General features: G+C 41.3%; 23 protein-coding genes. 15 read left to right on the plus strand and 8 right to left on the minus strand.

What is annotated here, in order from left to right; all coding sequences use genetic code 11:
• Positions 1–14: 14 nt before the first annotated feature.
• From ligA to gatB, 8 genes are all read left to right on the plus strand, one after another.
• On the plus strand, positions 15–2,021 hold the full coding sequence (ligA, locus tag HU823_RS17755) for an NAD-dependent DNA ligase LigA (RefSeq protein WP_144704429.1): 2,007 nt from the start codon (positions 15–17) through the stop codon (positions 2,019–2,021).
• 42 nt (positions 2,022–2,063) lie between these two features.
• Entirely contained in the window at positions 2,064–3,275 is a 1,212-nt protein-coding gene (locus tag HU823_RS17760) for a CamS family sex pheromone protein (protein WP_197222883.1), read from the plus strand.
• 556 nt (positions 3,276–3,831) lie between these two features.
• Positions 3,832–5,379 carry an L-glutamate gamma-semialdehyde dehydrogenase gene (gene pruA, locus HU823_RS17765; RefSeq protein WP_197222884.1) on the plus strand — a complete coding sequence of 516 codons (1,548 nt, stop codon included), beginning with the start codon at positions 3,832–3,834 and terminating at the stop codon, positions 5,377–5,379.
• A 237-nt stretch (positions 5,380–5,616) separates the two neighbouring features.
• Positions 5,617–5,973 (plus strand): DUF3905 domain-containing protein, encoded by a 357-nt coding sequence (locus HU823_RS17770; RefSeq protein ID WP_197222885.1) that lies wholly within the window; start codon positions 5,617–5,619, stop codon positions 5,971–5,973.
• An 89-nt stretch (positions 5,974–6,062) separates the two neighbouring features.
• On the plus strand, positions 6,063–6,317 hold the full coding sequence (locus tag HU823_RS17775; protein ID WP_197222886.1) for a YciI family protein: 255 nt from the start codon (positions 6,063–6,065) through the stop codon (positions 6,315–6,317).
• A 393-nt stretch (positions 6,318–6,710) separates the two neighbouring features.
• Positions 6,711–7,001, plus strand: a complete 291-nt coding sequence (gene gatC, locus HU823_RS17780) for an Asp-tRNA(Asn)/Glu-tRNA(Gln) amidotransferase subunit GatC (protein ID WP_066390841.1) — start codon at positions 6,711–6,713, stop codon at positions 6,999–7,001.
• A gap of 15 nt (positions 7,002–7,016) precedes the next feature.
• Positions 7,017–8,474, plus strand: coding sequence for an Asp-tRNA(Asn)/Glu-tRNA(Gln) amidotransferase subunit GatA (gene gatA, locus HU823_RS17785; protein WP_197222887.1), 1,458 nt, complete (start codon positions 7,017–7,019; stop codon positions 8,472–8,474).
• Positions 8,475–8,486: 12 nt separating this feature from the next.
• Positions 8,487–9,917, plus strand: a complete 1,431-nt coding sequence (gatB, locus tag HU823_RS17790; RefSeq protein WP_197222888.1) for an Asp-tRNA(Asn)/Glu-tRNA(Gln) amidotransferase subunit GatB — start codon at positions 8,487–8,489, stop codon at positions 9,915–9,917.
• 301 nt (positions 9,918–10,218) lie between these two features.
• Here gatB and HU823_RS17795 read toward each other — a convergent pair whose 3' ends face one another.
• Positions 10,219–11,052, minus strand: a complete 834-nt coding sequence (locus tag HU823_RS17795; protein WP_197222889.1) for a TetR/AcrR family transcriptional regulator — start codon at positions 11,050–11,052, stop codon at positions 10,219–10,221.
• A gap of 93 nt (positions 11,053–11,145) precedes the next feature.
• Between HU823_RS17795 and HU823_RS17800 the strand changes: the two genes are divergently transcribed.
• Positions 11,146–14,229: an efflux RND transporter permease subunit gene (locus HU823_RS17800; RefSeq protein WP_144704408.1), complete on the plus strand. Its 3,084-nt coding sequence runs from the start codon at positions 11,146–11,148 to the stop codon at positions 14,227–14,229.
• 73 nt (positions 14,230–14,302) lie between these two features.
• On the opposite strand, the gene HU823_RS17805 is transcribed toward HU823_RS17800, so the two are convergent.
• Positions 14,303–15,259: a hypothetical protein gene (locus HU823_RS17805; RefSeq protein ID WP_197222890.1), complete on the minus strand. Its 957-nt coding sequence runs from the start codon at positions 15,257–15,259 to the stop codon at positions 14,303–14,305.
• 102 nt (positions 15,260–15,361) lie between these two features.
• On the opposite strand from HU823_RS17805, the gene HU823_RS17810 reads away from it, so the two are divergent.
• Positions 15,362–15,856 carry a hypothetical protein gene (locus HU823_RS17810; RefSeq protein ID WP_197222891.1) on the plus strand — a complete coding sequence of 165 codons (495 nt, stop codon included), beginning with the start codon at positions 15,362–15,364 and terminating at the stop codon, positions 15,854–15,856.
• Between the two features lie 49 nt (positions 15,857–15,905).
• On the opposite strand, the gene HU823_RS17815 is transcribed toward HU823_RS17810, so the two are convergent.
• From HU823_RS17815 to HU823_RS17840, 6 genes are all read right to left on the minus strand, one after another.
• Positions 15,906–16,835 (minus strand): ABC transporter ATP-binding protein, encoded by a 930-nt coding sequence (locus tag HU823_RS17815; protein WP_197222892.1) that lies wholly within the window; start codon positions 16,833–16,835, stop codon positions 15,906–15,908.
• Positions 16,828–17,808, minus strand: coding sequence for an ABC transporter ATP-binding protein (locus HU823_RS17820; protein WP_197222893.1), 981 nt, complete (start codon positions 17,806–17,808; stop codon positions 16,828–16,830). Before HU823_RS17820 ends, HU823_RS17815 begins: the two co-directional genes overlap by 8 nt.
• A 14-nt stretch (positions 17,809–17,822) precedes the next feature.
• Entirely contained in the window at positions 17,823–18,743 is a 921-nt protein-coding gene (locus tag HU823_RS17825; RefSeq protein ID WP_197222894.1) for a hypothetical protein, read from the minus strand.
• Positions 18,740–19,558, minus strand: coding sequence for an ABC transporter permease subunit (locus HU823_RS17830; RefSeq protein ID WP_197222895.1), 819 nt, complete (start codon positions 19,556–19,558; stop codon positions 18,740–18,742). The genes HU823_RS17825 and HU823_RS17830 overlap by 4 nt, the downstream gene beginning before the upstream one ends.
• A gap of 170 nt (positions 19,559–19,728) precedes the next feature.
• On the minus strand, positions 19,729–20,577 hold the full coding sequence (locus HU823_RS17835) for a TIM barrel protein (protein WP_197222896.1): 849 nt from the start codon (positions 20,575–20,577) through the stop codon (positions 19,729–19,731).
• Between the two features lie 49 nt (positions 20,578–20,626).
• On the minus strand, positions 20,627–20,845 hold the full coding sequence (locus tag HU823_RS17840; RefSeq protein WP_144704385.1) for a hypothetical protein: 219 nt from the start codon (positions 20,843–20,845) through the stop codon (positions 20,627–20,629).
• A 368-nt stretch (positions 20,846–21,213) separates the two neighbouring features.
• Between HU823_RS17840 and HU823_RS17845 the strand changes: the two genes are divergently transcribed.
• From HU823_RS17845 to HU823_RS17865, 5 genes are all read left to right on the plus strand, one after another.
• The gene (locus HU823_RS17845; RefSeq protein ID WP_144704382.1) at positions 21,214–22,119 is read left to right on the plus strand and encodes a diacylglycerol kinase; all 906 of its coding nucleotides are present in this window, start codon (positions 21,214–21,216) and stop codon (positions 22,117–22,119) included.
• Positions 22,120–22,203: 84 nt separating this feature from the next.
• A complete protein-coding gene (locus HU823_RS17850) occupies positions 22,204–22,668 on the plus strand; it encodes a GNAT family N-acetyltransferase (RefSeq protein WP_144704379.1) in 465 nt (154 codons plus the stop codon).
• Between the two features lie 205 nt (positions 22,669–22,873).
• A complete protein-coding gene (gene rlmD / locus HU823_RS17855; protein ID WP_144704377.1) occupies positions 22,874–24,256 on the plus strand; it encodes a 23S rRNA (uracil(1939)-C(5))-methyltransferase RlmD in 1,383 nt (460 codons plus the stop codon).
• A gap of 624 nt (positions 24,257–24,880) precedes the next feature.
• A complete protein-coding gene (locus HU823_RS17860) occupies positions 24,881–25,129 on the plus strand; it encodes an acyl carrier protein (RefSeq protein WP_144704374.1) in 249 nt (82 codons plus the stop codon).
• Positions 25,122–26,516 (plus strand): AMP-binding protein, encoded by a 1,395-nt coding sequence (locus HU823_RS17865; RefSeq protein WP_197222897.1) that lies wholly within the window; start codon positions 25,122–25,124, stop codon positions 26,514–26,516. Before HU823_RS17860 ends, HU823_RS17865 begins: the two co-directional genes overlap by 8 nt.
• The last annotated feature ends 81 nt before the right edge of the window (positions 26,517–26,597 follow it).

Raw genomic sequence — 26,597 nt, forward strand, 5'->3', positions numbered from 1 at the left:
AGGAGTGGAACGGGTTGAACGAAGAACAAGCCAAGGAACGCATCCTGGAACTCCGGGAAATGCTAGAAAAATATAATTATGAATATCACGTACTAGACAAGCCGTCTGTACCTGATGCTGAATATGATCAGCTTATGAAAGAGCTGATCGAACTTGAAAACAATCATCCAGAACTTCATGACGAGCACTCGCCTACCTCACGTGTAGGCGGTGCTGTTTTGGACTTTTTTGAAAAAGTGGAACATACCGTACCGATGCTAAGTCTCGGCAATGCCTTCAATGATCAAGATCTGCGAGATTTTGACCGCCGTGTGAGAGATGGGGTAGGTTCGAACGTATCATATGTTGCCGAACTCAAGATTGACGGTCTAGCCGTATCCCTCACGTATCAAGATGGTCGTTTCGTTCGTGGAGCTACACGCGGAGACGGCACAATTGGTGAGGATATAACGAATAATTTAAAAACGATACGTTCTATTCCATTTAAGTTAAAAGAAGATGTGATGCTCGAAGTACGAGGCGAGGCGTTCATGCCGAAAAAATCTTTCCAAAAGCTGAACGCACATCGAGAAGAAGAAGGACAAGAGCTGTTTGCAAATCCACGGAATGCAGCAGCGGGTTCTTTACGTCAGCTCGATCCAAAGATCGCGGCGAGCCGTAACCTTGATATATTTCTTTATGGTGTAGGAAAGCTTGAAGGTCATTCGGTCGATTCGCATGACGAAAGCTTAACGTACTTAAACCACTTAGGTTTTAAAACGAATCCAGAGTGGAAGAAGTGCGCGAACATCGAAGAAGTGATTGAATATGTGAACAGCTGGCAGGAGAAGCGACCAGACCTTCCATATGAGATCGATGGGATCGTAATCAAGGTGAACTCTCTGTATCAGCAAGAGGAACTAGGATTTACTGCGAAGAACCCGCGTTGGGCGATTGCGTACAAGTTCCCTGCTGAAGAAGTAGTAACAAAACTAGAAGGCATCGAGTTGAACGTAGGACGTACGGGTGTTGTCACTCCCACTGCGCTGCTGCAGCCTGTTTTAGTCGCGGGAACGACGGTAAAGCGTGCTTCGTTACATAATGAAGACTTGATCCGCGAAAAAGACATCAAGCTCGGCGATTATGTTGTGGTAAAAAAAGCCGGTGACATCATTCCAGAAGTCGTGAATGTGATTACGGAGCGCCGAACTGGTGATGAGATCGATTTTAATATGCCGACCGAATGCCCAGAGTGCGACAGCAAGCTAGAGCGTTTAGAAGGAGAAGTAGCACTGCGCTGTTTGAATCCGCAATGCCCGGCACAGATTCGAGAAGGGTTCATCCACTTTGTATCTCGAAACGCCATGAACATTGATGGACTTGGTGAAAAAGTAGTCGCACAGTTATTTAAAGAAAAATTAATTCAAAACTTTGCCGATTTGTTTAAGCTAGAGCGTGAGAAACTGTTAGAATTAGAGCGTATGGGTGAGAAGTCGGTAGATAATTTGCTTGCAGCGATCGAAAAGTCGAAAGAAAATTCTTTAGAGCGTCTTCTGTTTGGGCTTGGCATTCGCCATGTCGGAGCGAAAGCGGCAAAAACGATCGCACAGCGTTTTGAATCGATGGATGGTTTGATGAGTGCTTCTAAAGACGAGTTATTAGCTGTTGAAGAGATTGGTGAAAAGATGGCAGACTCGATTCTTCTTTATTTTTCAAAGCCAGAAGTGCACGAGCTTGTCGCTGAGCTGAAGACTCTTGGCATGAACATGGAATACAAAGGTCCGAAGCTTGTAAAAGTTGAAGATCTGGATACGCCGTTTGCAGGAAAAACGGTAGTGTTAACAGGAAAACTATCCATTCTAACTCGTAATGATGCAAAAGAAAAATTGGAGCGCTTAGGAGCGAAAGTGACTGGAAGCGTGAGTAAGAATACAGATATGCTGATCGCAGGAGAAGATGCCGGATCTAAGCTTGATAAAGCGAAGACCCTTGGTATTGAGGTTTGGGATGAGCAGAAATTGGTGGACGAGCTTAACAAATAAGATTGGCGAGAGCTAACCAACAATACTAGAGGAGTGTCCGTGATGATGAAACGGGTTGGGCTCCTTTTCTTAAGTACTTTACTGCTTTTGACCGGCTGCTGGGGTGGCGACGAGCTGGAAAAAGAAGAAAAGATCGTGCAAGAAAAGGGCAAAAAAGATGAGAAAGCGATTATAACAGGGGAGATTAACACTGGTGAAAAGTACTACCGAAGTATTTTTCCGTTCGAACCAGGTGGTGCCCGTGGTGTAATCCGTTATGGCGTTGATAACCGGCTTGATATTAACGAGTTCGAGATGGGCTTAATGCGCATCGCTCAAGACACATTCAGTACCGACAAGTACTTTTTCCAAGAAGGACAGATCTTAAATGAGCCAACGGTTACGAACTGGCTGAAAAGAGCAGATGAAGAACCAGGAAAAAGCAAGAGCAAGCTTGATCAAACAGGATTGAACCCTAAGCTTGGTGCAAAAGTAGACGAAGGTGATCCCGAATACAAAAATAAGATGCTAGAAGCAAACAAGAACAACCCTAAGTATCTTTCTTATGTATTAGAACATAACTATCTTGTTCAAAGCGGTGATGGGAAAGTAAAGCTTGGCGGTGTGGTAGTCGGGTTATCCTTTAACTCCACGTACTATTATGACGTTAACCAACAAGGCTTGATCTACCCTGGTGAAGTTAAGCTTGAGCGTGAAAAAGTGAAACAAGAAGCACAGAAAATAGCTGGACAAGTGGCAAGCCGTTTGCGCACAGATTCAAAGCTTAAAGATGTGCCGATCGTATTTGCTCTTTATCAAGAAGAAGAACGTGATTCTGTAACACCAGGAAACTTCTTCGCTTCAGGCGTTGTGAAAAAAGGAAGCAACTCAGTAAGTTCATGGGAAGACGTAGATGAAGATTATGTGCTGTTCCCATCTGACGCAGCATCAAAAAAGAAGAGAAGTGACTACGAAAAGTTCACGACTTTTAAATCAAAGGTACAGGAATATTTCCCTAACTATATCGGCGTGATCGGGAAAGGGTACTATAAAGACGGTAACCTTGAGCGGTTAACGATTGAGATTCCGGTGCAGTTCCGCGGTAAAGCAGAAATCATCTCCTTTACCCAGTTCGTAGCAACATCCGCACTAGGAGAGTTGCCGAACGTACCGATAGAAGTATACATCGGTTCAGCCGTTGATCAGCCAGAGGCGCTCATCGTGAAAGATGAAACAACACAGGAAGAACCGTTCGTGCATATTTATCGTAAATAAGGATGTTTTGAAAGCCCACTACCGTTATGGTTAGTGGGTTTTTATTGTGCAAGTTGAGAAGTGCCTGGGGATGCAGTCCGCACTACGGTTGGCGATTTTACGGTACGTGTTTTTATGTTTGTTACACGTTCACCGCTAAGTTGGCTGTTTCCACCTTAAAATACTTCGTTTTCACCTGAAAAGTGGTTGTGAGCACTGCTAACACGCATGTGACCACCTGAAATTGCACCGGGACCACCTGAAGACAGCTCTGTGCAATACAAAACGGAACTATATTGAACAAAAGTGAACCACTTTCAAAGACTCTCTTGGAAAAATATACTTAACAGCGGCTAAAACTCATATTTATTCGTTTCACTCTTAAATCTTCTAAAAAAATCACGTAAAACTTTACTATTCATTCACTACAAAGAAAAAAGATACAAAAATGCACGATATCCCTTGAAAATAAAGAATTCTGACTATTATCAGTTTGTTTGAACAAACCGTTATGTTCATGTAGAATGAACGTGGGAAACCGAATAATGAAAACGCTTTAATAGGAGGGGAATTTATTATGACACGTGAATACCGTCATGAACCATTTATGGATTTTTCAGTTCCTGCAAACAAGGAAGCTTACGAAGCAGGGTTAAAGGTAATTAACTCAAAGCTTGGTACAGAGTTTCCGCTTGTTATCGGCAGTGAAAAGATCACGACAGACGAAAAAATTGTTTCTATAAATCCAGCTAACAAAGAAGAAGTGATTGGATCTGTTTCCAAAGCGACTCAAGATCACGCTGAACAAGCGATGCAAGCTGCATTAACTGCATTTGAATCTTGGAAAAAGTGGGATCCTGAACACCGCGCGAACATCTTGTTCCGTGCAGCAGCGATCATCCGCCGCCGTAAATATGAATTCTCCGCTATGCTTACAAAAGAAGCAGGTAAGCCATGGAAAGAAGCTGACGCTGATACAGCTGAAGCAATCGACTTTTTAGAATACTATGCACGCCAAGCGATCAAGCTTAAAGCTGGACAACCAGTTGTAAGCCGTGAAGGCGAAATTAATAAATTTAGCTATATTCCACTTGGAGTAGGTATCGTTATCTCTCCATTCAACTTCCCGTTTGCGATCATGGCAGGTACTGCAGCAGCGGCGTTCGTTACAGGTAACACAGTATTGTTGAAACCAGCGAACACTACGCCAGTTATCGCAGCTATGTTCGTTCAAGTGATGGAAGAAGCAGGACTTCCTGCAGGCGTTCTTAACTTCGTTCCTGGTAGCGGTGCAGAGATCGGTGACTACCTAGTAGATCACCCGAAAACTCGCTTCGTATCATTCACAGGTTCGCGTGAGGTTGGTTGCCGTATTTATGAGCGCGCAGCAAAAGTACACCCTGGCCAAATCTGGCTAAAGCGTGTAATCGCTGAAATGGGCGGAAAAGACACAGTTGTTGTTGACCGTGATGCAGATCTTGAATTAGCAGCTAGCTCAATCGTTTACTCTGCGTTCGGATTCTCTGGACAAAAATGTTCTGCTGGATCTCGTGCGGTTATCCACCAAGACGTTTACGACGAAGTTTTAGAAAAAGCAGTAGCTCTTACTAAAACTTTAACGATGGGTAATCCAGAAGAAGTTGGCACATACATGGGGCCAGTAATCGACCAAGCTTCTTTCAACAAAATCATGAAATACATCGAAATCGGAAAAGAAGAAGGCCGTCTGATGACTGGTGGAGAAGGCGACGACTCTAAAGGATACTTCATCCAGCCTACAATCTTTGCTGATGTAGATGAAAAAGCTCGCTTGATGCAAGAAGAAATCTTCGGACCAGTTGTAGCTGTATGTAAAGCACGTGACTTCGATCACATGATGGAAATTGCAAACAACACTGAGTACGGTCTAACAGGTGCACTTCTTTCTAACAATCGTGAGCATATCGAGCGTGCACGTGAAGAGTTCCACGTAGGTAACTTCTACATCAACCGTGGATGTACTGGCGCAATCGTTGGATACCAGCCGTTTGGCGGATTCAACATGTCTGGTACTGACTCAAAAGCGGGTGGCCCAGACTACCTAACACTTCACATGCAAGCAAAAACAACTTCAGAAACACTTTAATTATTAAAAACTGTGCCCTTTCTCGCCTGAGAAAGGGTTTTTTTCTGTGGTAATTTTCATTTATAAGTCTTCATCAGAATTTATAAGTCTTGAAAAAATTTTATAAGTCTTCAAATTTTTTTATAAGTCCTCAAAAAGGTTTATAAGTCTTCACACAATCTTGCAAACAAAAAAATGGATTGTACACGCGGCTTCAGGAGAAGTTAATCGTATAACGATATGGAAGCAGGTGTGAAGATGTCAAAAGATAAAAAGCAACAGAAGAGTGTTCCTGAAGTCGATCTGGATGAAACGCTGCCTCACCAGATCAGTTCTCCTGATTTTAAAGGTACAGGAATGAAGATGGAAGCGCCGTTTGTAAACGAGCATGGTGTCGTGATCGGAGATAGTTTTTACGATTCAAAGAATTCGCCACTGAACAACTGGAGCACAGATACAGATCCAGAAGTGATGGCAGGAGAAGAGTGGGTGCATCCGACGAACGATATCGGATGGAACACAAATATAAACCGCGACCTGATCGAAAAGAAAGCACCGCCGAAAGAGGGTATGCTTCGCCATCCAACGAAAGACTCGAGCTACGGAAAAGATTAAGACATCTGGTTTTCCTCACCGGATGTTTTTCTTTTGTGCTTGGAGCTGACTATAGTAAGATGAGAGTAACGATGAGGGAGGTAACAAACATGGCATATTTCGCAGCAATTTTACATATGGAAAAACCAGAGCTCAATCAAGAGTTCCGTCAGGCTCACCTAGATTACCTAGCAGAGCTTGTGGCACAAGATAAAGTTCATCTGAAAGGACCATTCTTAAACGGAGCAGGTGGTATGGTCGTTTATAAAGCTGAATCATTAGATGAAGCGAAACAATTAGCAGAAGAAGATCCTTATGTAAAAGAAGGCGTGCGCCGTTTAGAGCTTCATGAGTGGGGAATCTAAAGCATTTAGTATCAATGACGGAAGAATCTATGTAAAAGTAGATTCTTTTTTCTATTTTGAGGGCTATTTATGTGGTGTAAGTGAGGGCTTCAGGTGATAGCGGTCCAACTTCAGGTGGTCACACGCTTCACAGCGGTGCTCACAGCTCATATACCGGTGGAAGCACAGTTATTACAGGTGAAAACAACCCAATTACCGGTGAACGCGTAATAAATATAAAAACACGTACCGTAAAACGGGCTCACCTCCCGCAAACAAAGCCACAATCCCGCGGAAACCCCACAAAAATAACTCAATTTCGTGAATGTTCCGTCCTCAAGTTGCTTATACAGCAAGCTTTTTGTTATCATCAGAATAATACTTTTCGTATAGAAAGTCTTGGAGGTGGCATGCTTGTCTCGAATTTCGAAAGATCAAGTGAAGCACGTGGCGCATTTAGCCAGGTTAGCGGTTACGGAGGAAGAAGCCGAATTGCTGACTGAACAATTAGATAAGATCATCGGGTTTGCTGAAGAACTGAACGAACTCGATACAGATAACGTGGAGCCGACTACACACGTTCTGGAACTGAAGAATATCCTTCGCAAAGACGAAGTGAGAAATTCTGTATCAGTTGATGAGGCGATGAAAAATGCGCCTTCAGAAAGAGATGGCCAGTTTAAAGTTCCGAACATTTTGGAGTAGGAGGAAAGACCACGTATGTCGATTTTAGATAAAAAGATCTCAGAACTTCATCAGTTATTACATACAAAAGAATTGAGTGTAACTGACATTGTGGATGCGACGTTTGACCGCATTCATCAAGTAGATGGTAAAGTAAAGGCGTTTTTAACCCTAAATGAAGAATACAGCCGCATTAAGGCTAAACAATTAGATGAAAAGCTCGTTTCCGGTGCTGACAGAGGACTGCTCTTTGGTATGCCGATCGGAATAAAGGATAACATCGTAACTAAAGGGATTCGTACAACTTGTGCGTCTCGCATTTTAGAAAACTTTGAACCGATCTATGATGCGACCGTTGTGGAACGCTTGAATCAAGCGGACACGATCACGATCGGGAAATTGAACATGGATGAATTTGCGATGGGCTCATCAAACGAGAACTCCGGATTCCACCCAACACACAACCCATGGGACCTTTCTTGTGTACCAGGAGGTTCTTCCGGTGCATCTGCGGCATCCGTATCAGCGGGAGAAGTTCTTTTCTCACTAGGCTCTGATACAGGTGGCTCGATTCGTCAACCTGCTGCGTTCTGTGGTGTTGTTGGATTAAAGCCGACGTACGGACTGGTTTCTCGTTACGGCTTAGTCGCGTTCGCGTCATCACTGGATCAAATCGGTCCTGTAACGCGTAACGTTGAAGACAATGCATACCTGCTGCAAGCCATTGCAGGAAACGACCCGATGGATTCTACTTCTGCAAAAGTGGACATCCCAGATTACTTGGCTTCTTTTACTGGTGATGTAAAAGGACTTAAGATTGCGGTTCCAAAAGAATACCTTGGTGAAGGTGTAGAACCTGGCGTAAAAGAGCGCGTGATGGAAGCTCTAAAAATACTTGAAGGACTTGGAGCAACATGGGAGGAAGTGTCTCTGCCGCATTCTCGCTATGCGCTTGCAACGTACTACTTGCTGTCATCATCTGAAGCTTCTGCTAACCTTTCACGCTTTGATGGCGTTCGTTACGGACTGCGTTCAGATAACAGCGAGAACTTGATCGAGATGTACAAGCAGTCTAGAAGCGAAGGGTTTGGTGAGGAAGTAAAACGCCGCATCATGCTTGGAACGTTCGCGTTAAGCTCTGGATACTACGATGCTTATTATAAAAAAGCACAAAAAGTTCGTACGCTGATTAAAGAAGACTTTACGAACATTTTTGAAAAATACGATGTAATCATCGGACCGACAACGCCATCTGCATCGTTTAAATGTGGATCTATGACGAAAGATCCATTAACGATGTACATGAACGATATCTTAACGATTCCGGTTAACTTAGCTGGTGTGCCTGCGATCTCTGTACCTTGTGGATTCTCAGATGGACTGCCGATCGGACTTCAGATCATCGGTAAGCATTTTGATGAGAGCACGATTTATCGCGTAGCACATGCGTTTGAACAAGCAACAGATCATCACACAGAAAAGCCGAAGCTGTAGGGGGTGCAGAAAATGAGCGAATTTGAAACGATAATTGGATTAGAAGTACACGTTGAATTAAAAACGAACACTAAGATTTTCTGCGGCTGTTCTACAAACTTTGGTGCACCGCCAAACACGAATGTGTGTCCGATCTGCTTAGGACATCCTGGCGTGTTACCTGTTGTGAACCATCAAGCTGTAGATTTTGCGATGCGTGCAGCACTTGCGCTTAACTGCGAAATTAATAGAGAAACAAAATTTGACCGCAAGAACTACTTTTATCCAGACAACCCGAAAGCCTATCAGGTGTCACAATTTGATAAGCCGATCGGTGAACACGGCTGGATCGAGATAGAAGTGGGCGGAAACAAAAAGAAAATCGGCATCACGCGTATCCATATGGAAGAGGATGCAGGTAAGCTGACGCATACGGCAGACGGATCACTTGTCGATTTAAACCGTCAAGGAACGCCTCTTGTTGAAATCGTATCCGAGCCAGATATTCGTACGCCAGAAGAAGCTTATGCATATTTAGAAAAGCTTAAAGCGATCATTCAATATACAGGTGTATCTGACTGTAAGATGGAAGAAGGTTCATTGCGCTGTGACGCTAACATCTCAATTCGTCCGGTAGGTCAAGAGAAGTTTGGAACAAAAGCAGAGCTTAAGAACTTAAACTCGTTTGCTTTCGTACAAAAAGGGTTAGAGCATGAAGAGAAGCGTCAACGTGAAGTGGTTTCAGCTGGAGGAGAGATTCTTCAAGAGACTCGGCGATATGACGAAGCGACGAAAACGACAATCCTGATGCGTGTAAAAGAAGGATCTGACGACTATCGTTACTTCCCAGAGCCTGACCTCGTATCCATTTTTATTGATGAAGAGTGGATGGATCGTGTGAAATCAGACATTCCGGAGCTACCGGATGCTCGTCAAAAGCGTTATGTAGGTGACTTCGGGTTACCTGAATATGATGCGAAAGTGTTAACGATGACAAAAGAGATGGCTGATTTCTTTGAAGCAACAATTACAGCTGGTGCAGATGCGAAGCAAGCTTCCAACTGGATCATGGGTGAAGTGAGTGCGTACTTAAACAACGAAAATAAAGAGCTAGACCAAACGGCTCTAACAGCTGAAGGTCTTGCTGGTATGATTAAGCTGATCGCTGACGGAACGATCTCTAACAAGATCGCGAAGACGGTCTTCAAAGAGTTGATCGAGAACGGTGGCGACGCAGAGAAAATCGTAAAAGAAAAAGGTCTCGTGCAGATCTCAGACGAAGGAGCAATCCGCGAAATCGTCGTGAAGATCCTTGATGCGAACGAGCAATCCGTTGGGGATTATAAAGACGGAAAAGAAAAAGCAGTCGGATTCCTTGTTGGGCAAGTGATGAAAGAAACAAAAGGGAAAGCAAACCCTCCACTTGTGAACAAGCTGATTGTGGAAGAACTTAAAAAGAGATAAGAATTGTAATTAAAGGGTAAGGCGACCAAGTTTAAATGTGGTTGCTTTACCCTTTTCTTGTTTTTTGGAGTGCGTAGTTCAGACGTTGGGGTATCGTAATGCAGTGCAGTTCTAAAACAAATCTACTTTGGAATTACTGTATTTCATTTTCATCTTTGACATGTTGATTGTAGAGGAGGGTGCGAGACTCCTGGGGGATCAGTGGGACAGGTGAGACTCTTAATAGCGCAGAGCGCTAAGAGGCTCACCGCACACCCCCCGGAAAGCGAGCATCCCGGAGCGGAGATCAACACTTTCAAAACTATACTCCCAAACAACCCTGAATCAAAAAAGCAATCTGCTTACATGCTGGAGAATTATTCAGGTTTAAGATCAATCCTTTTACAATTGCAGGACTGAGACTTGGTTCAATCATCTGCTGTTTCAGAAGGGTTAATGATTCTTCTAGCGTTGAATCATCCACTTCCTCTATCTTTTGTTCTACCATTTCTACCAGTTGTTCTTTTGTTACATGAACATGAAAAGGCTCATTTATCGTATGGTAAAGCTCTTCTGTGATAAATGTTGTTTCTGAATGCTTGGCGAGCAGTGCTGTTTTCTCTGCAAGTGAGCGACTCAATGTATGAAGATCCAGTGGAACGTCGAAGAACAGGATCAGGTGTGAATACGTATGAATAAAGCCCTTCACACAATAAATTAAATCATAACGAGTCTGTGAGATTTCTTCCCCATATATGCGGTCTAACATACCTAGAATGATGTTATCGATGAGTTTATCGTATTGATGGATCTTTGAGATAAGCTCTTCGTTCAAGGTTTTGGATTGTTCTTTAATAAAGATCTTGGCGAAATCAGAATGCTTTTGAAATGAATGAAACGCAGCTTGGTAGAATTCGTATAAAAGATTAGCATCTGTTTCGTGATTTTTGACTACTTGGTCAATATCTGAGATGAGACTCAGCATAAAGTGGTCAATCAGACCGTTGATCAGTTCGTCTTTTGATTTAAAAGATAAATAGAATGCACCTTTTGAGATGCCGGCATGTTCTGTGATCTGTTGTACAGATGTGGCGTCAAACCCTTGCTGTGCAAAAAGTTCTAAGGCACTTTCCATGATTAATTGTTTCTTACTCATTGTATCGCTCCTAAGTAATTCATTGACAAATGACCAATCAGTCATTAGTATAAGTAATTGAGTTGGATAAGTCAATTAGGGGTTGGTGGATGAATGAAAGGTTTAGTTAATTTTGTCTTAATGAATAAATTAGCTGTATGGCTGCTTACCATTATTATAACAGTCTCAGGTATTTATTCAGGAACACGCATGAATATGGAAACGATTCCTGATGTTTCAATTCCATACTTGATGGTGATGGACGTTTATCCTGGAGCTACTCCAGAGAAAGTAATGGAAGATATTTCGATGCCGATCGAGAAAGCGGTAGAAGGGCTTGAAGACGTTAAAGCCGTTTATTCGAATTCTTATTCAAACATGTCTAATCTCCAAGTGGAGTACGAATACGGAATAGACATGGACGAGGCAAAGCGTGAGCTTCAATCTGCACTGGATGCAGTTGAATTGCCAGAAACGGCTGAGGAGCCGACTGTGACAGCTATCAGCATGAACATGATGCCAGTTGCTGCACTAAGTGTAAGTAGCACGAAAGAGGATATCGTTGAATTAACATCAACGGTAGAAGAGATTATACTTCCTAAGATCGAGAAAATTGATGGTGTGGCATCCGCTAAGATTACGGGTCAGCATATCGAAGAAGTAGATCTTACATATAAAAAAGATAAGCTGAAACAGTATGATCTAACAGAAGATAAAGTGAAAGAAATGATTCAAGCAAGCAACATGGCCGTTTCATTAGGACTGTATGAGTTTGAAAAAGGTGAAGAAGCAGTTGCCGTTGATGGAAAGTTCATGACTTCGGATGAACTGAAGAACATGATGATTCCGGTAACACCATCTGCGACAAACCCAACGCCGTTTGTAAAGCTTAGTGAGATCGCGGATATTAAAACGGTAGGTAAAGTGGAATCCGTTTCTCGAACAAACGGAGATGAAGCGATCGCCATTCAAATCGTGAAAGAGCAGCAAGCCAACACCGTTGATGTCGTGAATGGTGTAAAAGAACTGATTAAAGAAGAAAAATCAAAAGTAGATGGTCTTGTTATTGATGTGTCACTCGACCAAGGAAAACCGATTGAAGATTCAGTAGCAACCATGATTGAAAAAGCATTGTTTGGCGGATTGATTGCCGTACTGATCATTCTGTTATTCCTTCGTGATTTTAAATCGACGATCATTTCAATCATCTCTATCCCAGTTTCAATCTTCATGGCGTTATTGGTGCTTAACTGGATGGATATCACGTTGAACATCATGACACTAGGGGCAATTACGGTTGCGATCGGTCGTGTAATCGATGACTCTATCGTTGTCGTAGAAAATATTTATCGACGTCTGCATTTGAAAGAAGAAAAATTAAACGGACGTGCGTTAATAAGAGAAGCAACGATTGAGATGTTCAAGCCGATCCTTTCTTCCACACTCGTAACGGTTGCGGTGTTCGCTCCGCTTATCTTTGTGGGTGGTATGGTAGGCGAACTGTTCGCGCCTTTCGCGTTAACGATGACATTTGCGCTTGGGGCATCTCTCATTGTTGCCATAACAATCGTTCCAGCATTATCACACTTTTTGTTTAAAAAGAAGCTGTATAGCGAAAAGACAGAAAGCAGCCATAAAGAAACTGGTAAATTAGCAAAATGGTATAAAGGGATTCTTAATAAATCTCTTAATCATAAAATTATCACTTCTATCTTGGCAGTCCTTTTACTTGCAGGTAGTTTAGCTTTAACTCCTATTATCGGTTTCAGCTTCATGGGCAGTGAAGAAGACAAAGTTATGTATTTAACATACACACCAAAAGCCGGGGAGCTTAAAGAAGAAACATTGAAAAACGTAGAAGCATTAGAAGAAAAGATGCTAAAACGTGATTATATCGATATCGTTCAAATCTCTGTTTCAGATAACGCAGATCCCATGATGGCTATGGCCGGTGGAGGAGAAGGCGGGGCACTCATGTACCTCATCTTTGATCCAGAAATGGAGAACTTCCCAGAAGTGCGAGATGAAATAGAAGACTATGTCGCTGACCTTGGTCAATCAGGCGAATGGAAGAGTCAGAACTTCGCTGCCTCAACAGGAGCGGAAAACGAAGTCAGCTATACGTTCTACAGTGAAGATCTGAATAAACTCAATAAAGCGGTGAAGATGGCAGAAGAAGCCATGAAGAAGAACGATCAGTTAGAGGATGTTACTTCGAGCGCGAAGGATGCGTTCGTCGAGCATACGTTTAACGTCGATCAGAATGAGATTCTAAAATATGGACTAACAACAGGTCAGATCGTGATGATGCTCAATCCCATGAAAGCGGATGATGTCTTAACGACGATCGAAAAAGACGGAGATACACTAGACGTTATCGTTCAGCAGGAGCAAACGAAACAACCTAAGTCCGTAGATGATATTTTAGCAAGACAGGTACCAACAGCTCTAGGCACGACAATGCCGTTATCTGAGCTCGTTACGGTTGAAAAAGGAACAACACTTAATACCCTTGCCCGAAGTAAAGGGGAGTATTATGCCACCGTGTCTGGTAAGGCAATTGGCGATGATATGTCCAAAGCAACTTCGGAAGTCCAAAAAGACATCGATAAACTGGATATGCCAAAAGGAGTTACCGTTGGAGTTGCAGGTGTTCAGGCTGATATGAACGAAACCTTTACACAGCTTGGAGCGGCAATGCTTGCGGCAATCGCGATCGTGTATTTCATACTTGTCGTAACCTTCCGTGAAGGTGTCGCACCGTTTGCGATCCTGTTCTCACTTCCATTTGCTGTGATTGGTTCATTTGTCGGTCTATTGATCGCAGATGAGACCATCTCTGTATCCGTAATGATGGGGCTGTTGATGTTGATCGGTATCGTTGTAACGAATGCCATCGTACTCGTAGACCGAATCATTCACATGGAACGCGAAGGAATGAGTATGCGTGATGCGATCCTAGAAGCAGGAGCAACACGTCTTCGTCCGATCCTGATGACAGCTATCGCTACAATTGGAGCATTGATTCCGTTGGCAGTCGGCTCAGGTGGTGGCGGGCTGATCTCTAAAGGTCTTGGTGTTACCGTAATCGGCGGCTTAGCAAGTTCTACACTATTGACACTTATCATCGTGCCGATCGTGTATGAAGTGCTCTCCAAAATCTTTAAAAAGAATCGTAAAGAAGTAGAAGAGAATTAAGAAGAAAGCCCTGCTAAGTGATGTTGAGTCACTTGCAGGGCTTTTGCTTTTATTTAGAGTGTAATGCTAGGCTTTAACTACTTCCGCATCCACTACCGCAACTGCTTCCACAGCTGCTCCCGCTATCGCTGCTGCTGTCATGTCCGCCATTGTCGTCACGATGGTTGCCACACCCACTTCCACAGGCGGTTGTGTTGCCTGAGTAATAGTTAGAAGCGGGACTTAATTTTGCCATGTGCATATCATAGTCTTCATAATGATTATAGGAATAATAAAGCATCGCACCAGCTAAGATCGGTGCACTATCTATGGAATGAGGTGAAACCTTTAATCCTTTATAAGGATTTTTATCATGGGATACACGCTTTATATCTCCTTTAATTTTTATGAGCAGAGCAGTAACGGTTTCTTTGTTTGCTGTTTCTCTAAAGTATTTTTTACTTAACTCTTCAATAGATAGTGCGTTTAGCTCCTGTAAAAATCCGTAGTGAAGAGGATTTTGAAAGAAACTACCCCAAGCGATATGTGTAAAATCAGTAAACGTAAAAAGTTTTGCGTACAAAAAATCAAACCAAGCTCTTCCATGTGGATCGGGTTCTACAACATCATTCGGAGCATGATGAATGGGTTCACCACAAAGCTCAGTAGAGAACTTTTCATACTCCTTCGTATACATCAGCATCTCGTGCCAGATGTCATCCACCTTTTTACTGAACATGGGAACATTATTTAAAAGTGAACACATGATAAAGAAGCGTTGAAGCTCATAATATACAACCTCAAAGTAGGCTTCTGTTGCCTTCGGGTGTTCTGAAAGATATCTGCGCTTTATTTTTTCTTTGAACTCACGAGGGAGAGCTTTCTCCATGTTTCTTACACTTTTTTGTAAATGTAAATCTTCACGAATCCCCAAGTTCGGTGGAAGTTCAGTTTTTTCTGCCACCTTTTGATAATTCGGTTTAGTCGTGTATTTAATAACAAGGGGAGCAATTACGGCAATAGCAAAAAATAATAAAAATAGTTCAAACATCGATGGCGCCTCCTTCTACGTCTCCTACCAAATAGCTATATTCTATTTCTCCACTTTAATGATAATATAAGATGAATTTATTGTAAAAAAGTGGGTGTTTTTTTGACGGTTTTATTGTTAGCTGGAATTGTTTTTACGTTAATCCTCTTAACAAAGCAAAGGGATATTGCCTCTGTCGGTATAGTAAGGAACATTACCCATAAATTGAAAAGTCGTTCTTTAAGTACAAACTATTGGCAAACAGGTATAATGCTATTTGCGGCGAATACAGCATTATTCGCACTAGCTTTTGTTATTCTCTTTTTTCTCCCTTATGGCGCCATCGCAGGGCTAATGATGTGCATACCGCTTAGTCTTTTTACGTGGGTAATTTTTTCTGAAGTGTGGAGGGGATCGAGGAAGGATAAAGTGAAGATGGCGTTCGTTGGGAACTCTTTTTTCCTCTTTTTCTTAGGGTGGATTTTTTGGTATTATGCAACGCTTGAACCCGCTTATCCAGGAGACGACCTATTCATGGCATGGATCGGGGTAATCATTGCGTCTATTTTTACTATAGGTGCGATGAGTGTGAGTATGTTTGTGATGTTGCGAAAATAATTATTTGACTTTAAAAGAGACTGCTTAGAGGGCAGTCTCTTTCATTTGCTTAATTACGAATAAGGTTTCTATTATTCTCAATCTCAAACTCTTTAATATTGATCATGTTCGCAGATACGTAATGCTCGTTACCAACATGAATCAACTGTGGTGGATAGAGCGGTTTCTCAGGCAGAATGATAGGTTCTCTGTATGCATTCCGACGCTCAGGATCTGCGATCGGAATGGATGATAAAAGAGATTTCGTATAAGGATGGATCGGATTTCGATACAATTCATCTTTTGGGGCTAATTCAATCAGATGGCCCAGGTACATGACGGCTACACGGTCACTCATATAATGAACCACGCCAAGGTCATGTGAGATGAACAAACAGGTTAGGTCTAGTTCGGACTGAAGATCTTTTAATAAATTCAAAACTTGCGCTTGAACAGATACATCGAGCGCTGAGACAGGTTCATCTGCAATAATAAACTTAGGATCTAGCATCAATGCGCGAGCGATTCCTATCCTCTGACGCTGTCCACCGGAGAATTCGTGGATCTTTTTTAGATAAGAAGTCTTTGGCAATCCGACTTTTTCTAAAAGATTGTAAGCTTTCTTCGTACGCTCTTCTTTACTTAACATCTTCTGAATAACAAGCGGTTCTTCTAAAATTTCCCCGACCGTTAAACGAGGGCTAAGTGACTCATAAGGATTTTGAAAGATCATCTGAAATTCTTTGCGGTACGGCCGTAACTTTTTTTTAGGCATATGTGTGATGTCCAGACCATCAAACGTAATGTTTCCGTGCTCTGGTTCATACAATCGCATGATCGTTCGTCCGAGGGTCGTCTTACCAGATCCAGATTCCCCAACGATTCCTAACGTTTCGCCTTTAAAAATATCGAGTGTGATTCCATCGATTGCTTTATGGGTCCCTGTTTTCGTCACAAAGTACTTTGAAAGGTTTTGGATGCTTATTAAATGTTTATCCAACAATCGTCACCTCGCTCTCATCAAAAAGACGAACATAATGACCTGGTTCCACTTCTATAAGAGAGGACGGAGCATGATAGACTTTGCTTTCCATAGAATACGTCTCTGGTGCGAATTTTCTTCCCTTGTATCCCGCTTCTTCAAACGAATAATCGTAAACACTCTTTAACCGCTCGCCATCGCTCTCTAAACTTGGGATGCAGCCGATCAAGCCTTTTGTATAAGGGTGGATCGGATTATTAAAGATCGTAAACACATCTCCTGATTCTACTATTCGTCCTCCTAACATCACATACACCCAGTCAGCATATTCTGCTACAACGCCAAAATCATGTGTGATCATTAAAACAGAAGCGTCTTCACGTATTTTATAATCAGCAATCAAGTCCAATACTTGCCTTTGAATCGTTACGTCTAACGCGGTTGTTGGTTCATCCGCGATAATCAGTTTAGGTTTACAGGAGATGGCCATTGCGATTAAGATACGTTGCTTCATGCCTCCTGATAGCTGAGAGGGATATTGCTCATAAATGTGTGCAGGATTATGGAAACCTACTTGTTCAAGGAGCGTGAGGGCAACTGTTCTGAGCTCTGATTTCGGCATCTGTTTATGATATTTCAAGCCTTCTGTAATCTGAACACCTACCTTCATAGCTGGATTCAGTGAGGCGATCGCGTCTTGAAAAATCATGGAGATCTCGTTGCCTCTTATTTTTTGCATCTCTTTTTCTGTCATCTGCAAAATTTCTTTATCGTCAAAACGAATAGAGCCTGATTCTGCTCGTCCGTTAGCTGGTAGAAGTTTCAGGACAGATAGGGAAGTGATACTTTTCCCAGAACCCGATTCGCCGATAAGAGCGGCAGTCTGTCCAGTACTAACGGAGAGACTTATATCTGTAACCGCGTTAAACACGTTTTTCCCACTGCCGAACGCTATGTTTAGATTGTTAATTTCTAAAAGCCTGCTAGACATGTTTCACACCTCACTTATGATTTGTTGGATTCGAGGCTGTTCTGTATACCTTGTATCATGAGATTGATCGAGAAAATTGTAAAAGCAAAAAATGATAGCGGTACTAAAATAATCCATGGAGCCGTTAAGAGCTTCTGATACGACTGGCCGATGATTCCGGCCCATTCGCCGCTTAATGATATGGTAGCGGGCGTTAAGTTAAAGATATCACCCATCATTACTGTTTTAGATCCACCGATAAAAACGGCAAGAACACCTAAGTGCGCTAACAGAATTAATGTTTGAATAGCTTGCTGAGCAAATAAAAGCAGAAGTTTTGAGCTTAGTTCAGGCAGGACATGCTTGTAATAAACATACGGCTTTTTCGATCCTAATGAAAAAGTACTGACGATATAATCTTTTGCTAGGATTGAGCGGATCTCTTCAGAAAAGGTTGATACCAATGGCGGGACCCCGATACCAACGAGTATCAAGCATTGCAACATAATAAGAGTCATCATGCCCATCGGTTCAGTAGCGTCTTTAACAAAGAGCGGAACCATGAACATATAAGCTAAGATAGCTGTTGGAATATAGAGGGTAGCTTGTACGATATCGTCAAAGAATGTACTCTTCGATTTTCTATGAAACAAGGAAAAGAAAAGGGCAAAGAAAATTCTAAGAAATGCAATGACTAACGTGATGAGGATCGTATACTTTGCGCCTTCTAGAACAAGATACAACAAGTGCTTTCCGTTCATATCCGTTCCAAATGGAGGCATATCTTTTGGTGAGAATGGAGCTACCCCAACGATGACCTCATTCTCGTCATATAAAAACTTAGATTCCTTTTGAACATCCATGAGAGATGGATAAATAAAGCTTAATAAAATTAAACTCGCAATAAATAGAAATCCTATTAAGAACTGCGGCTGTTTAAGCAATCGAACGATCATGCTGCATCCTCCTTTTGGACGTTTATGCCTCCGCGGTATGATTCCATAACCTCGAACAGAAAGGAGAAAGGAATCGCGATAAACAAGACCGTTATGATAAATGAAACACCTTGTGTGTTCAGCATGATGGTCATGATTCCGTTCAAGTTAAAGACGTATTCTAAAATGAATAAGTTCGAAAGCATAAAAACAAAGATGGTCTTGGAATATTGAAAGAGACTGGTCATGATATTACGGAACACGTGATTGAGCGTGATGTAGAGGTTTCCGAGTCCCATCGCTCGTGCTACGGTTATGTATGGTTTGTTTTGTTCTTCTTTCATTAGTAGAAAGGTAATCTTAAAGAGTTGAATCGTTGGCAGGACAGATAGTGTTAGAATCGGAAAAAAATAGATGCGGTTGTCGTAGACACCAGAAACGTTCGCGATTAATAATCCAGTCTTCTTAAAAATATATACTGCTGAAACTTGTAGCGCGATAACGATAAAAAGGTCTGGTAATGATTCTAATAGTGTTAAAAATCCATAGACGGCGCGTTTTAATGGTCTTGGCAGCAGTGTTGCTAAGAAAGTCAGCAATAATGCTACTAGGAGACCTAGGAGTAGTGCTGTAAAGAAAATAGTCATCGAGTAAAAAAACTTATCAAAAATATCTGGGAAAAGACTATATTTTCGATTCTCGATGGTGTACTCCCAAAGCTTCATGCTTTGTAGTGGTGCGATACCAAAAAAGATAGAAGGAAGAAAGCTGATAATCAAAACGCCGATCAAGATCGATCGAAGCCTCTTCAGATAACTCGTAAATGAAAAGCTCATATATACACCTCTTTTGTAACGATAGTTGACAGAATAATCTGTATGTAATAATTGTAAACTAATTGATATGTCTTTGGTATAACATTCTGTATGAAATTTCCAACCCTGCTTTGTTCGGACAAGGTAATAGATTTTAATAGTTATGAAAATAAAAAAATACTAAAATAAATTCAGTATTTTTTAGAAAGATTATTTTTAATTTTAAATACGTCATCTGCCAACCAGTTGATTCCTTCTTGAATAAATGTTTGAGAAGGATTTGAGTGAGGGGTGTGTTCGAGCACCCAAATAAGGTCACGGTATCCTGATAAAACATGAAGAATCTCATTAATGGAATAATGTTTTCCGTCATCTTCATGTGATGGATGGATAGGGACCCATATGTATTTATCATCAATAAACTCGATGTTATGAAGATGTACAACTTTTATGTAATCTTTCCATTTCTGAATCATACTTAGAGCTTGTTCATCAGCAGCCAATAGGTAATCACCTATATCCATGCACAGCTTTAGTCCGTATTTTTCCCATAATGTGATAGGAAAGGCATTAAGGTATTCGATTCCCTTTGGTGATTGATCCAATCCAAGCTTTGGTTCGCAGACAATGGGCAAGTTGTATGTTAGCTGCAGTTCGGACAATCTTTTCAGACCCTGCTCAATTAAGGTATCCGGATTACAAGCACTTCCTTGAAAATAAGGAAAATGAACAAGGATATACTGAGCGCCTAACTTAACGAGACGCTGAATTTCCTTTTCGAACAGTGTCCATGCTTGTTCAGGTGCATATTGAAACTTCTCTAACAAATCATATTTACTTCCGTTTCTATAGATGGGAGAGTGGATGCCGAAGGTTTTGTTGCTTTTCTTTAGAAGTGTTAGAAACCTTTGAAATGCATCTTCATTTTCAAACTCTCCAATCTCAATATGTGTAATCTGCTCATGAGCTCGAAACAGATCGTTGAATTTTGTTTCATCAGACATGATGGTACTACCAGAAATCCCGATTGTATGTGTCATCTTAACCTCCTAATAAAATGAAAAAAGACAGGAGAAGAGATCCTGTCTTTTAAAATCCGCCACCACCACCGCTGCCACCGCCAGAGTGGTGATTATGTTGGGATGCGTTCCAGGCTGCTGCATTATTGATCTTGTTCTGATCACTAACATGCTCTTCAAGCTCGTATTTGTAGTTATACCTTCTGTACTTTAGCCTTGTTCTCCAGTTTACGATTGCAGCTAGTAAAGTCACCGCGGCAATAGGTCCTAAAATGTATAGCCAAAACATAGAAGCACCTCCTAAAAGTAGTGATGTTACTCGTTACCGTATGTTGTTATTCCTTATATATGCGAATCAAGAAAGAGATGAAGCTTGTTCATGCCCAAAGCTGCATTAAATGTATAATTCTATAAAATGGTAAAGAAATCCTTTAGGGGGTCTGTCCCGGGGTCTGACCCCGGGACAGACCCCCTACAATTTGGACACAATTTTAACACATACTGGCAGATATCAGCTTTGCATTTTAAGACAGGTATCACTATAATATAAGAGGAATCGACAGAAGCAGTCCGGCAGTGGGCTGTTTTTTGCAGTTATACAACAAACAAATTTAGGTTAAAACTTTTAAAAGAAGTCAAACAATGAAGGTGAAAGATATGAAACGAGCTCGACTAATATATAATCCAAGTTCGGGAAGAGAAACGGTAAAAAAACAGCTTCCTTATATTCTAGACAGACTTGAAAATGCAGGTTATGAAACGTCTTGTCATGCAACAACACCTGAAGAAGGTTGCGCGACTCGCGCTGCACGTGCAGCAGGAGAAAGAGGCTTCGACCTCGTTATCGCAGCCGGTGGAGATGGAACGATCTATGAAGTTGTCAATGGATTAGCAGGACTTGAAGATCGCCCAATGCTAGGAATTATTCCAGCGGGAACAACGAATGATTTTGCACGTGCAGTAGGTGTGCCGCGTACGATTGAAGGAGCTTGCGACGTTCTATGCGGTGGTGTACATATGCCTGTTGATATCGGTAAAGTAAACGACAGGTTCTTCATCAACATCGCAGGTGGCGGTCGTATAACAGAGCTAACGTATGAAGTGCCAAGCAAGCTGAAGACGATGATCGGACAGCTGGCTTATTTCCTAAAAGGAATCGAGATGCTGCCATCGATTCGTCCAACATTTGTTGAGATTGAATTCGATGATAAAGAAAAATACGAAGGCGAAATCATGCTCTTCCTAGTTGCTAACACAAATTCTGTTGGAGGCTTTGAGAAGCTTGCTCCATCATCGGAGTTTCATGACGGTCTTTTTGACGTAATCATCTTAAAGAAAACAAACCTTGCAGAATTTGTTCGTATTGCCTCTCTTGCGATCCGTGGGGAACACATCCATGATGATCACGTGATCTATAAGAAGGCAAAGCGTGTAAAAGTAACGCCTCGTGAAAAGATGCAAATCAACTTAGATGGGGAGCTTGGCGGAATCCTGCCAGGTGAGTTCGAAAACTTACACCATCATTTTGAATTGCTTGTACCAAAAGAGCGACTTAAACCATAAACCAATCATGTCAAAGAGCACTTTAAGCAAATTTGCTGAGTGTTCTTTTTTTATATAAAAAGAATGAGTTAACGGGGGATATTAATGACTTATCTATATAAGGTTATGACTCAAGAACAAGCAGAGGAGATTGCGTTTCAATGGCACTATGATGGAGAGTATTCATTTTATGATATGGAGTCAGATCAAGAAGATTTGGAAGAATTTATTAACCAAGAAAAGAGAGGTAACTCTGTGTATTCAGTCTTAACTAATAATGAACTAATCGGTTTTTTTAGTGTTAATAAAGTAGATGATCATATATATGATATTGGTTTAGGAGTAAGACCGGACTTAACTGGTAAAGGTGTGGGTTTCAAATTTCTGAAATCAGGGATAGAGTTTGTGAGGACGGAATTTAAACCAAAAAAGTTAACATTATCTGTAGCGACATTTAATCAAAGAGCAATAAAAGTTTATAGAAAAATAGGTTTTAAAGAAATTAAGACTTTCATGCAAGCTACAAACGGTAGTAAATTTGAGTTTATAAAAATGGAATACGAATGCTAATTTTTAAATCATTGACCTCTATCAAAATTCAAACATAATAAGATGTAAAATCTTTAAAAATATTTCAGGGGTGCATACCTTCGTCTAAAAAAAACCCTTACTGCCGACTACTTCAGGTGGTCTGTTTTTTTATGTAAGCATTTGGTGTCCACTAACAGTTATGCTACAATCAGAAAAGCATAAGTGACAAAAAGGGACGATGACAATGACAAAGGCTGATTTGCCTGTTCATAAAAATGAGAGTTATGAAGTAGATATAGTGGATTTAACCCATGAAGGAGCAGGAGTTGCTCGTGTAAATGGGTTTACTTTGTTTGTGCCGAATACATTGCCTGGCGAGCGTGCGAAGATTAAGGTTATTGGTGTGAAAAAAGGATTCGGTTTTGGCCGTTTAGAAGAGCTGATCGAAGAGAGCCCTGAACGTGTTGAACCGCCTTGTCCGATCTATAAATGGTGTGGAGGCTGTCAGCTGCAGCATCTATCTTATGAAGGACAGCTGGAGTATAAACGCAAGTTAGTAGAAGACGTTCTAACGAGAATCGGTAAAATAGATGATGTACCAGTACTCTCGACACTTGGCATGGGAGAAGAACCATGGCGTTATCGTAACAAAGCGCAAGTGCCGGTTGGTGAACGCAACGGGCGCATCATCACAGGTTTTTACCAGAAGCGCAGCCATGAGATCGTAGAGATGGACAGCTGTATCATCACGGGGGATACGAACGACGACGCGGTACAAGCTGTGAAAGAAATCGTGAATCAGTACAACATCAGTGCTTATAATGAAGAAAAACATAAAGGTGTTCTCCGCCATATCATTGCGCGATACGGTAAAACGACAGGTGATTTGATGATCGTACTCGTAACGAACGGTCAAGACCTGCCGCAACGTAAGAAGATAGTAGAAGATATTCGAGAAGCACTACCTGAGATTAAATCGATCGTACAAAATGTGAACTCAAAACGTACGAACGTGATTTTTGGTGAAGAAACGCGTGTGCTTTGGGGTGCTGAATATATTTATGATTTTATCGGAGACATCAAGTTTGCCATCTCAGCTCGTTCGTTTTATCAGATCAATCCGGACCAGACGAAAGTGCTTTATGATCAAGCGTTACATTATGCTGAACTGAATGGGAATGAGACGGTCATCGATGCGTATTGCGGAATCGGGACGATCTCACTGTTCCTCGCTCAAAAAGCAAAAAAAGTGTACGGTGTAGAAATCGTACCAGAAGCGATTGAAGACGCGCGCCGCAATGCGGAGTTAAACAATATCCATAACGCTGAGTTTGCTGTTGGTAAATCAGAAGACGTGATACCAGAGTGGAAGAAGCAAGGCGTCACGCCAGATGTGATCGTCGTCGATCCACCACGAAAAGGCTGTGACGAGGAATTATTAAAAACTATCATTGAAATGAAACCAAATCGTGTTGTCTATGTGAGCTGTAATCCAGCCACACTCGCACGTGATCTGCGAATATTAGAAGATGGTGGATTCAAAACAGTAGAAGTACAGCCGGTTGATATGTTTCCGCAGACAACACACGTTGAAGCAGTTGCGCTGCTCAAGCTTAATGAATCATAAAATTAATGCTGACTGTTCGAATTGTAAGGATGTCGAAGAGATGAAGGGAACATGTCAGCAGTGCGGACAAGGCATGGCAAGATTAATTGAAAATGAGTAGGTAATTACAGTGAGTGAGCCTTCATGGGGGCTCACTTTTTTTTGATTATGTCTTTGAAGATGCTTTTGCATACTACTGATGAAGTGTGAGACGCAATTAGGGCTGAAGTGAATCTGCAATTATAGCCCTAGCCGTGTTGGTAGGAGTCGTTTCTTCTTTCAATTCGTCTTAAGTTGCTAAGAAGCTTTTGGATTTACTGAAAATATATTTTTAAAACCTGGTGACGAGAAAAGTGATTTAGAGTGGGGGATACCGAATTTTAACAGTTTGCCAGTTATTGTTTTTGAAAAGGCGATATGCTAGAATCATGCTTGGGAATGATAATTATTATCAATAAGAGTTTTATAAAATATAAAAATAGTTTGTACTGGTTGTAAAGTTCCCATTTATTTCTTTTAATGATGCTGAAGTTTGTAGTGTTGATAGAAAATCATAATCTCCGAAGTGTCTGGAGAATGGTTAGGTATATAGAAACTGTTTCTCCCTCAAATGCAGAAACAGTCATTATGGAAAGGGTGTAAACGATGAGAAATATCGAAAAATATAGAAATGCCTTTATGAATGTTTTGGAACTAGAGGAAGATGAAGTAGTTGATAATCTAGTATTAGCAGAATCAGCAGAATGGGATTCAATTGCACATATGGCGCTCATTTGTGAGATTGAGGATGCATTTGATCTCTCATTAGATTCAGAATGGATGACGGAATTCAATTCTTACCAGTCTGGAATTGAGCTATTGGAACGTTCGGGAGTGAACATGATTAATGAATAACTTCAAAAAAATGGAGCAGTTTGGGAACCGCACAGCTGTATATGCAGACCGAGAATATTCTTACTCTGAAATGGTAGAAATATCGGATGCCATCTGCGGTAATGTGGGTGAAAGAACGCTCGTTTTTTGTTTGTGCTCAAATAATAAAGAGTCTTTATTTGGCTACGTGGGCTTTATTAGAGGTGGCGTTGTCCCCGTGCTTTTGGATGCATCCATTCATATAGATCGGTTACGAAGACTGGTTCATCTTTATAAGCCTGCATACATCTGGGCAAGTAGTAATAATCAAGATCTTTCAAAGACAATGGATTCTTCATTTGTATATGGTGATTACACATTATATAAATGTCCCACCCATTTTCAACATAATCTTCATGAACATCTTGCTCTCCTCTTAACAACCTCTGGAAGTACGGGGAGCCCCAAATTTGTTCGTTTAAGCTATGAAAATATTTTTGAAAACGCTGTATCAATAGCAAAGTACCTTGATATCCATGAAAACGAAAAACCGATCACTACACTACCAATGAATTACTCCTACGGGCTTTCTATTATTAACAGCCATTTCATATGTGGAGCTACCGTCGTTGTAACGGGGGCTTCTATCATGAGTAAGGATTTTTGGAAATTATGTAAGGAACAGCAAGTCACAACTTTTGGTGGAGTTCCTTTTGTGTATGAGATGCTTGACAGGATGAAGTTTGAAGAGCTTAGTCTGCCAAGTTTAAAAAAACTAACTCAGGCAGGTGGCAAATTGAGCGAAACGCTATCTCGCAAATTTGCTGATGTGTGTAATCAGAAGGGGATTCAGTTTTTTACCATGTACGGTCAAACGGAGGCGACAGCGCGGATGACCTATTTACCTTATGAAAAAAACATTGAAAAAGCCGGAAGTATTGGTATCGCTATTCCTGGTGGAGAGCTGATCCTTCAAGATGACAAGGGAAATAAAATTACAGCACCTCATTTGATAGGCGAATTGATATACAAAGGGCCAAATGTTTCCTTAGGGTATGCGGAGTCGTTATTCGATCTTTCGAAAAAAGATGAGAATAAAGGTGTTTTGCGTACAGGAGATATGGCTTACTTTGATGAGGATGGGTATTTCTTTATATCAGGGCGCATTAAAAGAATGATTAAAGTGTACGGAAACCGCATCGGCCTTGATGATGTAGAAGCGTTTTTACATGAGCATGGCCACGATTGTATCTGTGCTGGAAGTGATGACCAAATGTATATCTACACATTAAGAGATGATTATGTTCAGATAAAAAAAATAGTCAAAGAAAAATTAAACTTGAAGGGCTTTAAGATTATGAGAATTGAGGAAATCCCACGTAATCATTATGGGAAAATCCTCTATTCAGACCTTCCTAAACTTGGCTAATGTATAGTCGGTGATCTCTAAGGCCGACCACCGCGTTGCAATGCCATTTGTGCATGATTTCTAGTTCGATTTATTAGAAAA

This window comes from Fictibacillus sp. 18YEL24 (assembly GCF_015903855.1).
GTDB lineage: Bacteria > Bacillota > Bacilli > Bacillales > Fictibacillaceae > Fictibacillus > Fictibacillus phosphorivorans_C.

Excerpts from the sequence above, each read along its gene's own strand:
- HU823_RS17835 (WP_197222896.1), bottom strand. The coding sequence starts at position 20,577 with ATGACACATACAATCGGGATTTCTGGTAGTACCATCATGTCTGATGAA.
- HU823_RS17775 (WP_197222886.1), top strand. The coding sequence starts at position 6,063 with ATGGCATATTTCGCAGCAATTTTACATATGGAAAAACCAGAGCTCAAT.
- HU823_RS17860 (WP_144704374.1), top strand. The coding sequence starts at position 24,881 with ATGAGAAATATCGAAAAATATAGAAATGCCTTTATGAATGTTTTGGAA.
- HU823_RS17805 (WP_197222890.1), bottom strand. The coding sequence starts at position 15,259 with ATGTTTGAACTATTTTTATTATTTTTTGCTATTGCCGTAATTGCTCCC.
- HU823_RS17795 (WP_197222889.1), bottom strand. The coding sequence starts at position 11,052 with ATGAGTAAGAAACAATTAATCATGGAAAGTGCCTTAGAACTTTTTGCA.
- HU823_RS17800 (WP_144704408.1), top strand. The coding sequence starts at position 11,146 with ATGAAAGGTTTAGTTAATTTTGTCTTAATGAATAAATTAGCTGTATGG.
- HU823_RS17865 (WP_197222897.1), top strand. The coding sequence starts at position 25,122 with ATGAATAACTTCAAAAAAATGGAGCAGTTTGGGAACCGCACAGCTGTA.
- rlmD (WP_144704377.1), top strand. The coding sequence starts at position 22,874 with ATGACAAAGGCTGATTTGCCTGTTCATAAAAATGAGAGTTATGAAGTA.
- gatA (WP_197222887.1), top strand. The coding sequence starts at position 7,017 with ATGTCGATTTTAGATAAAAAGATCTCAGAACTTCATCAGTTATTACAT.
- HU823_RS17760 (WP_197222883.1), top strand. The coding sequence starts at position 2,064 with ATGATGAAACGGGTTGGGCTCCTTTTCTTAAGTACTTTACTGCTTTTG.
- HU823_RS17845 (WP_144704382.1), top strand. The coding sequence starts at position 21,214 with ATGAAACGAGCTCGACTAATATATAATCCAAGTTCGGGAAGAGAAACG.
- HU823_RS17830 (WP_197222895.1), bottom strand. The coding sequence starts at position 19,558 with ATGAGCTTTTCATTTACGAGTTATCTGAAGAGGCTTCGATCGATCTTG.
- HU823_RS17840 (WP_144704385.1), bottom strand. The coding sequence starts at position 20,845 with ATGTTTTGGCTATACATTTTAGGACCTATTGCCGCGGTGACTTTACTA.
- HU823_RS17825 (WP_197222894.1), bottom strand. The coding sequence starts at position 18,743 with ATGATCGTTCGATTGCTTAAACAGCCGCAGTTCTTAATAGGATTTCTA.
- HU823_RS17820 (WP_197222893.1), bottom strand. The coding sequence starts at position 17,808 with ATGTCTAGCAGGCTTTTAGAAATTAACAATCTAAACATAGCGTTCGGC.
- HU823_RS17770 (WP_197222885.1), top strand. The coding sequence starts at position 5,617 with ATGTCAAAAGATAAAAAGCAACAGAAGAGTGTTCCTGAAGTCGATCTG.
- pruA (WP_197222884.1), top strand. The coding sequence starts at position 3,832 with ATGACACGTGAATACCGTCATGAACCATTTATGGATTTTTCAGTTCCT.
- gatB (WP_197222888.1), top strand. The coding sequence starts at position 8,487 with ATGAGCGAATTTGAAACGATAATTGGATTAGAAGTACACGTTGAATTA.
- HU823_RS17850 (WP_144704379.1), top strand. The coding sequence starts at position 22,204 with ATGACTTATCTATATAAGGTTATGACTCAAGAACAAGCAGAGGAGATT.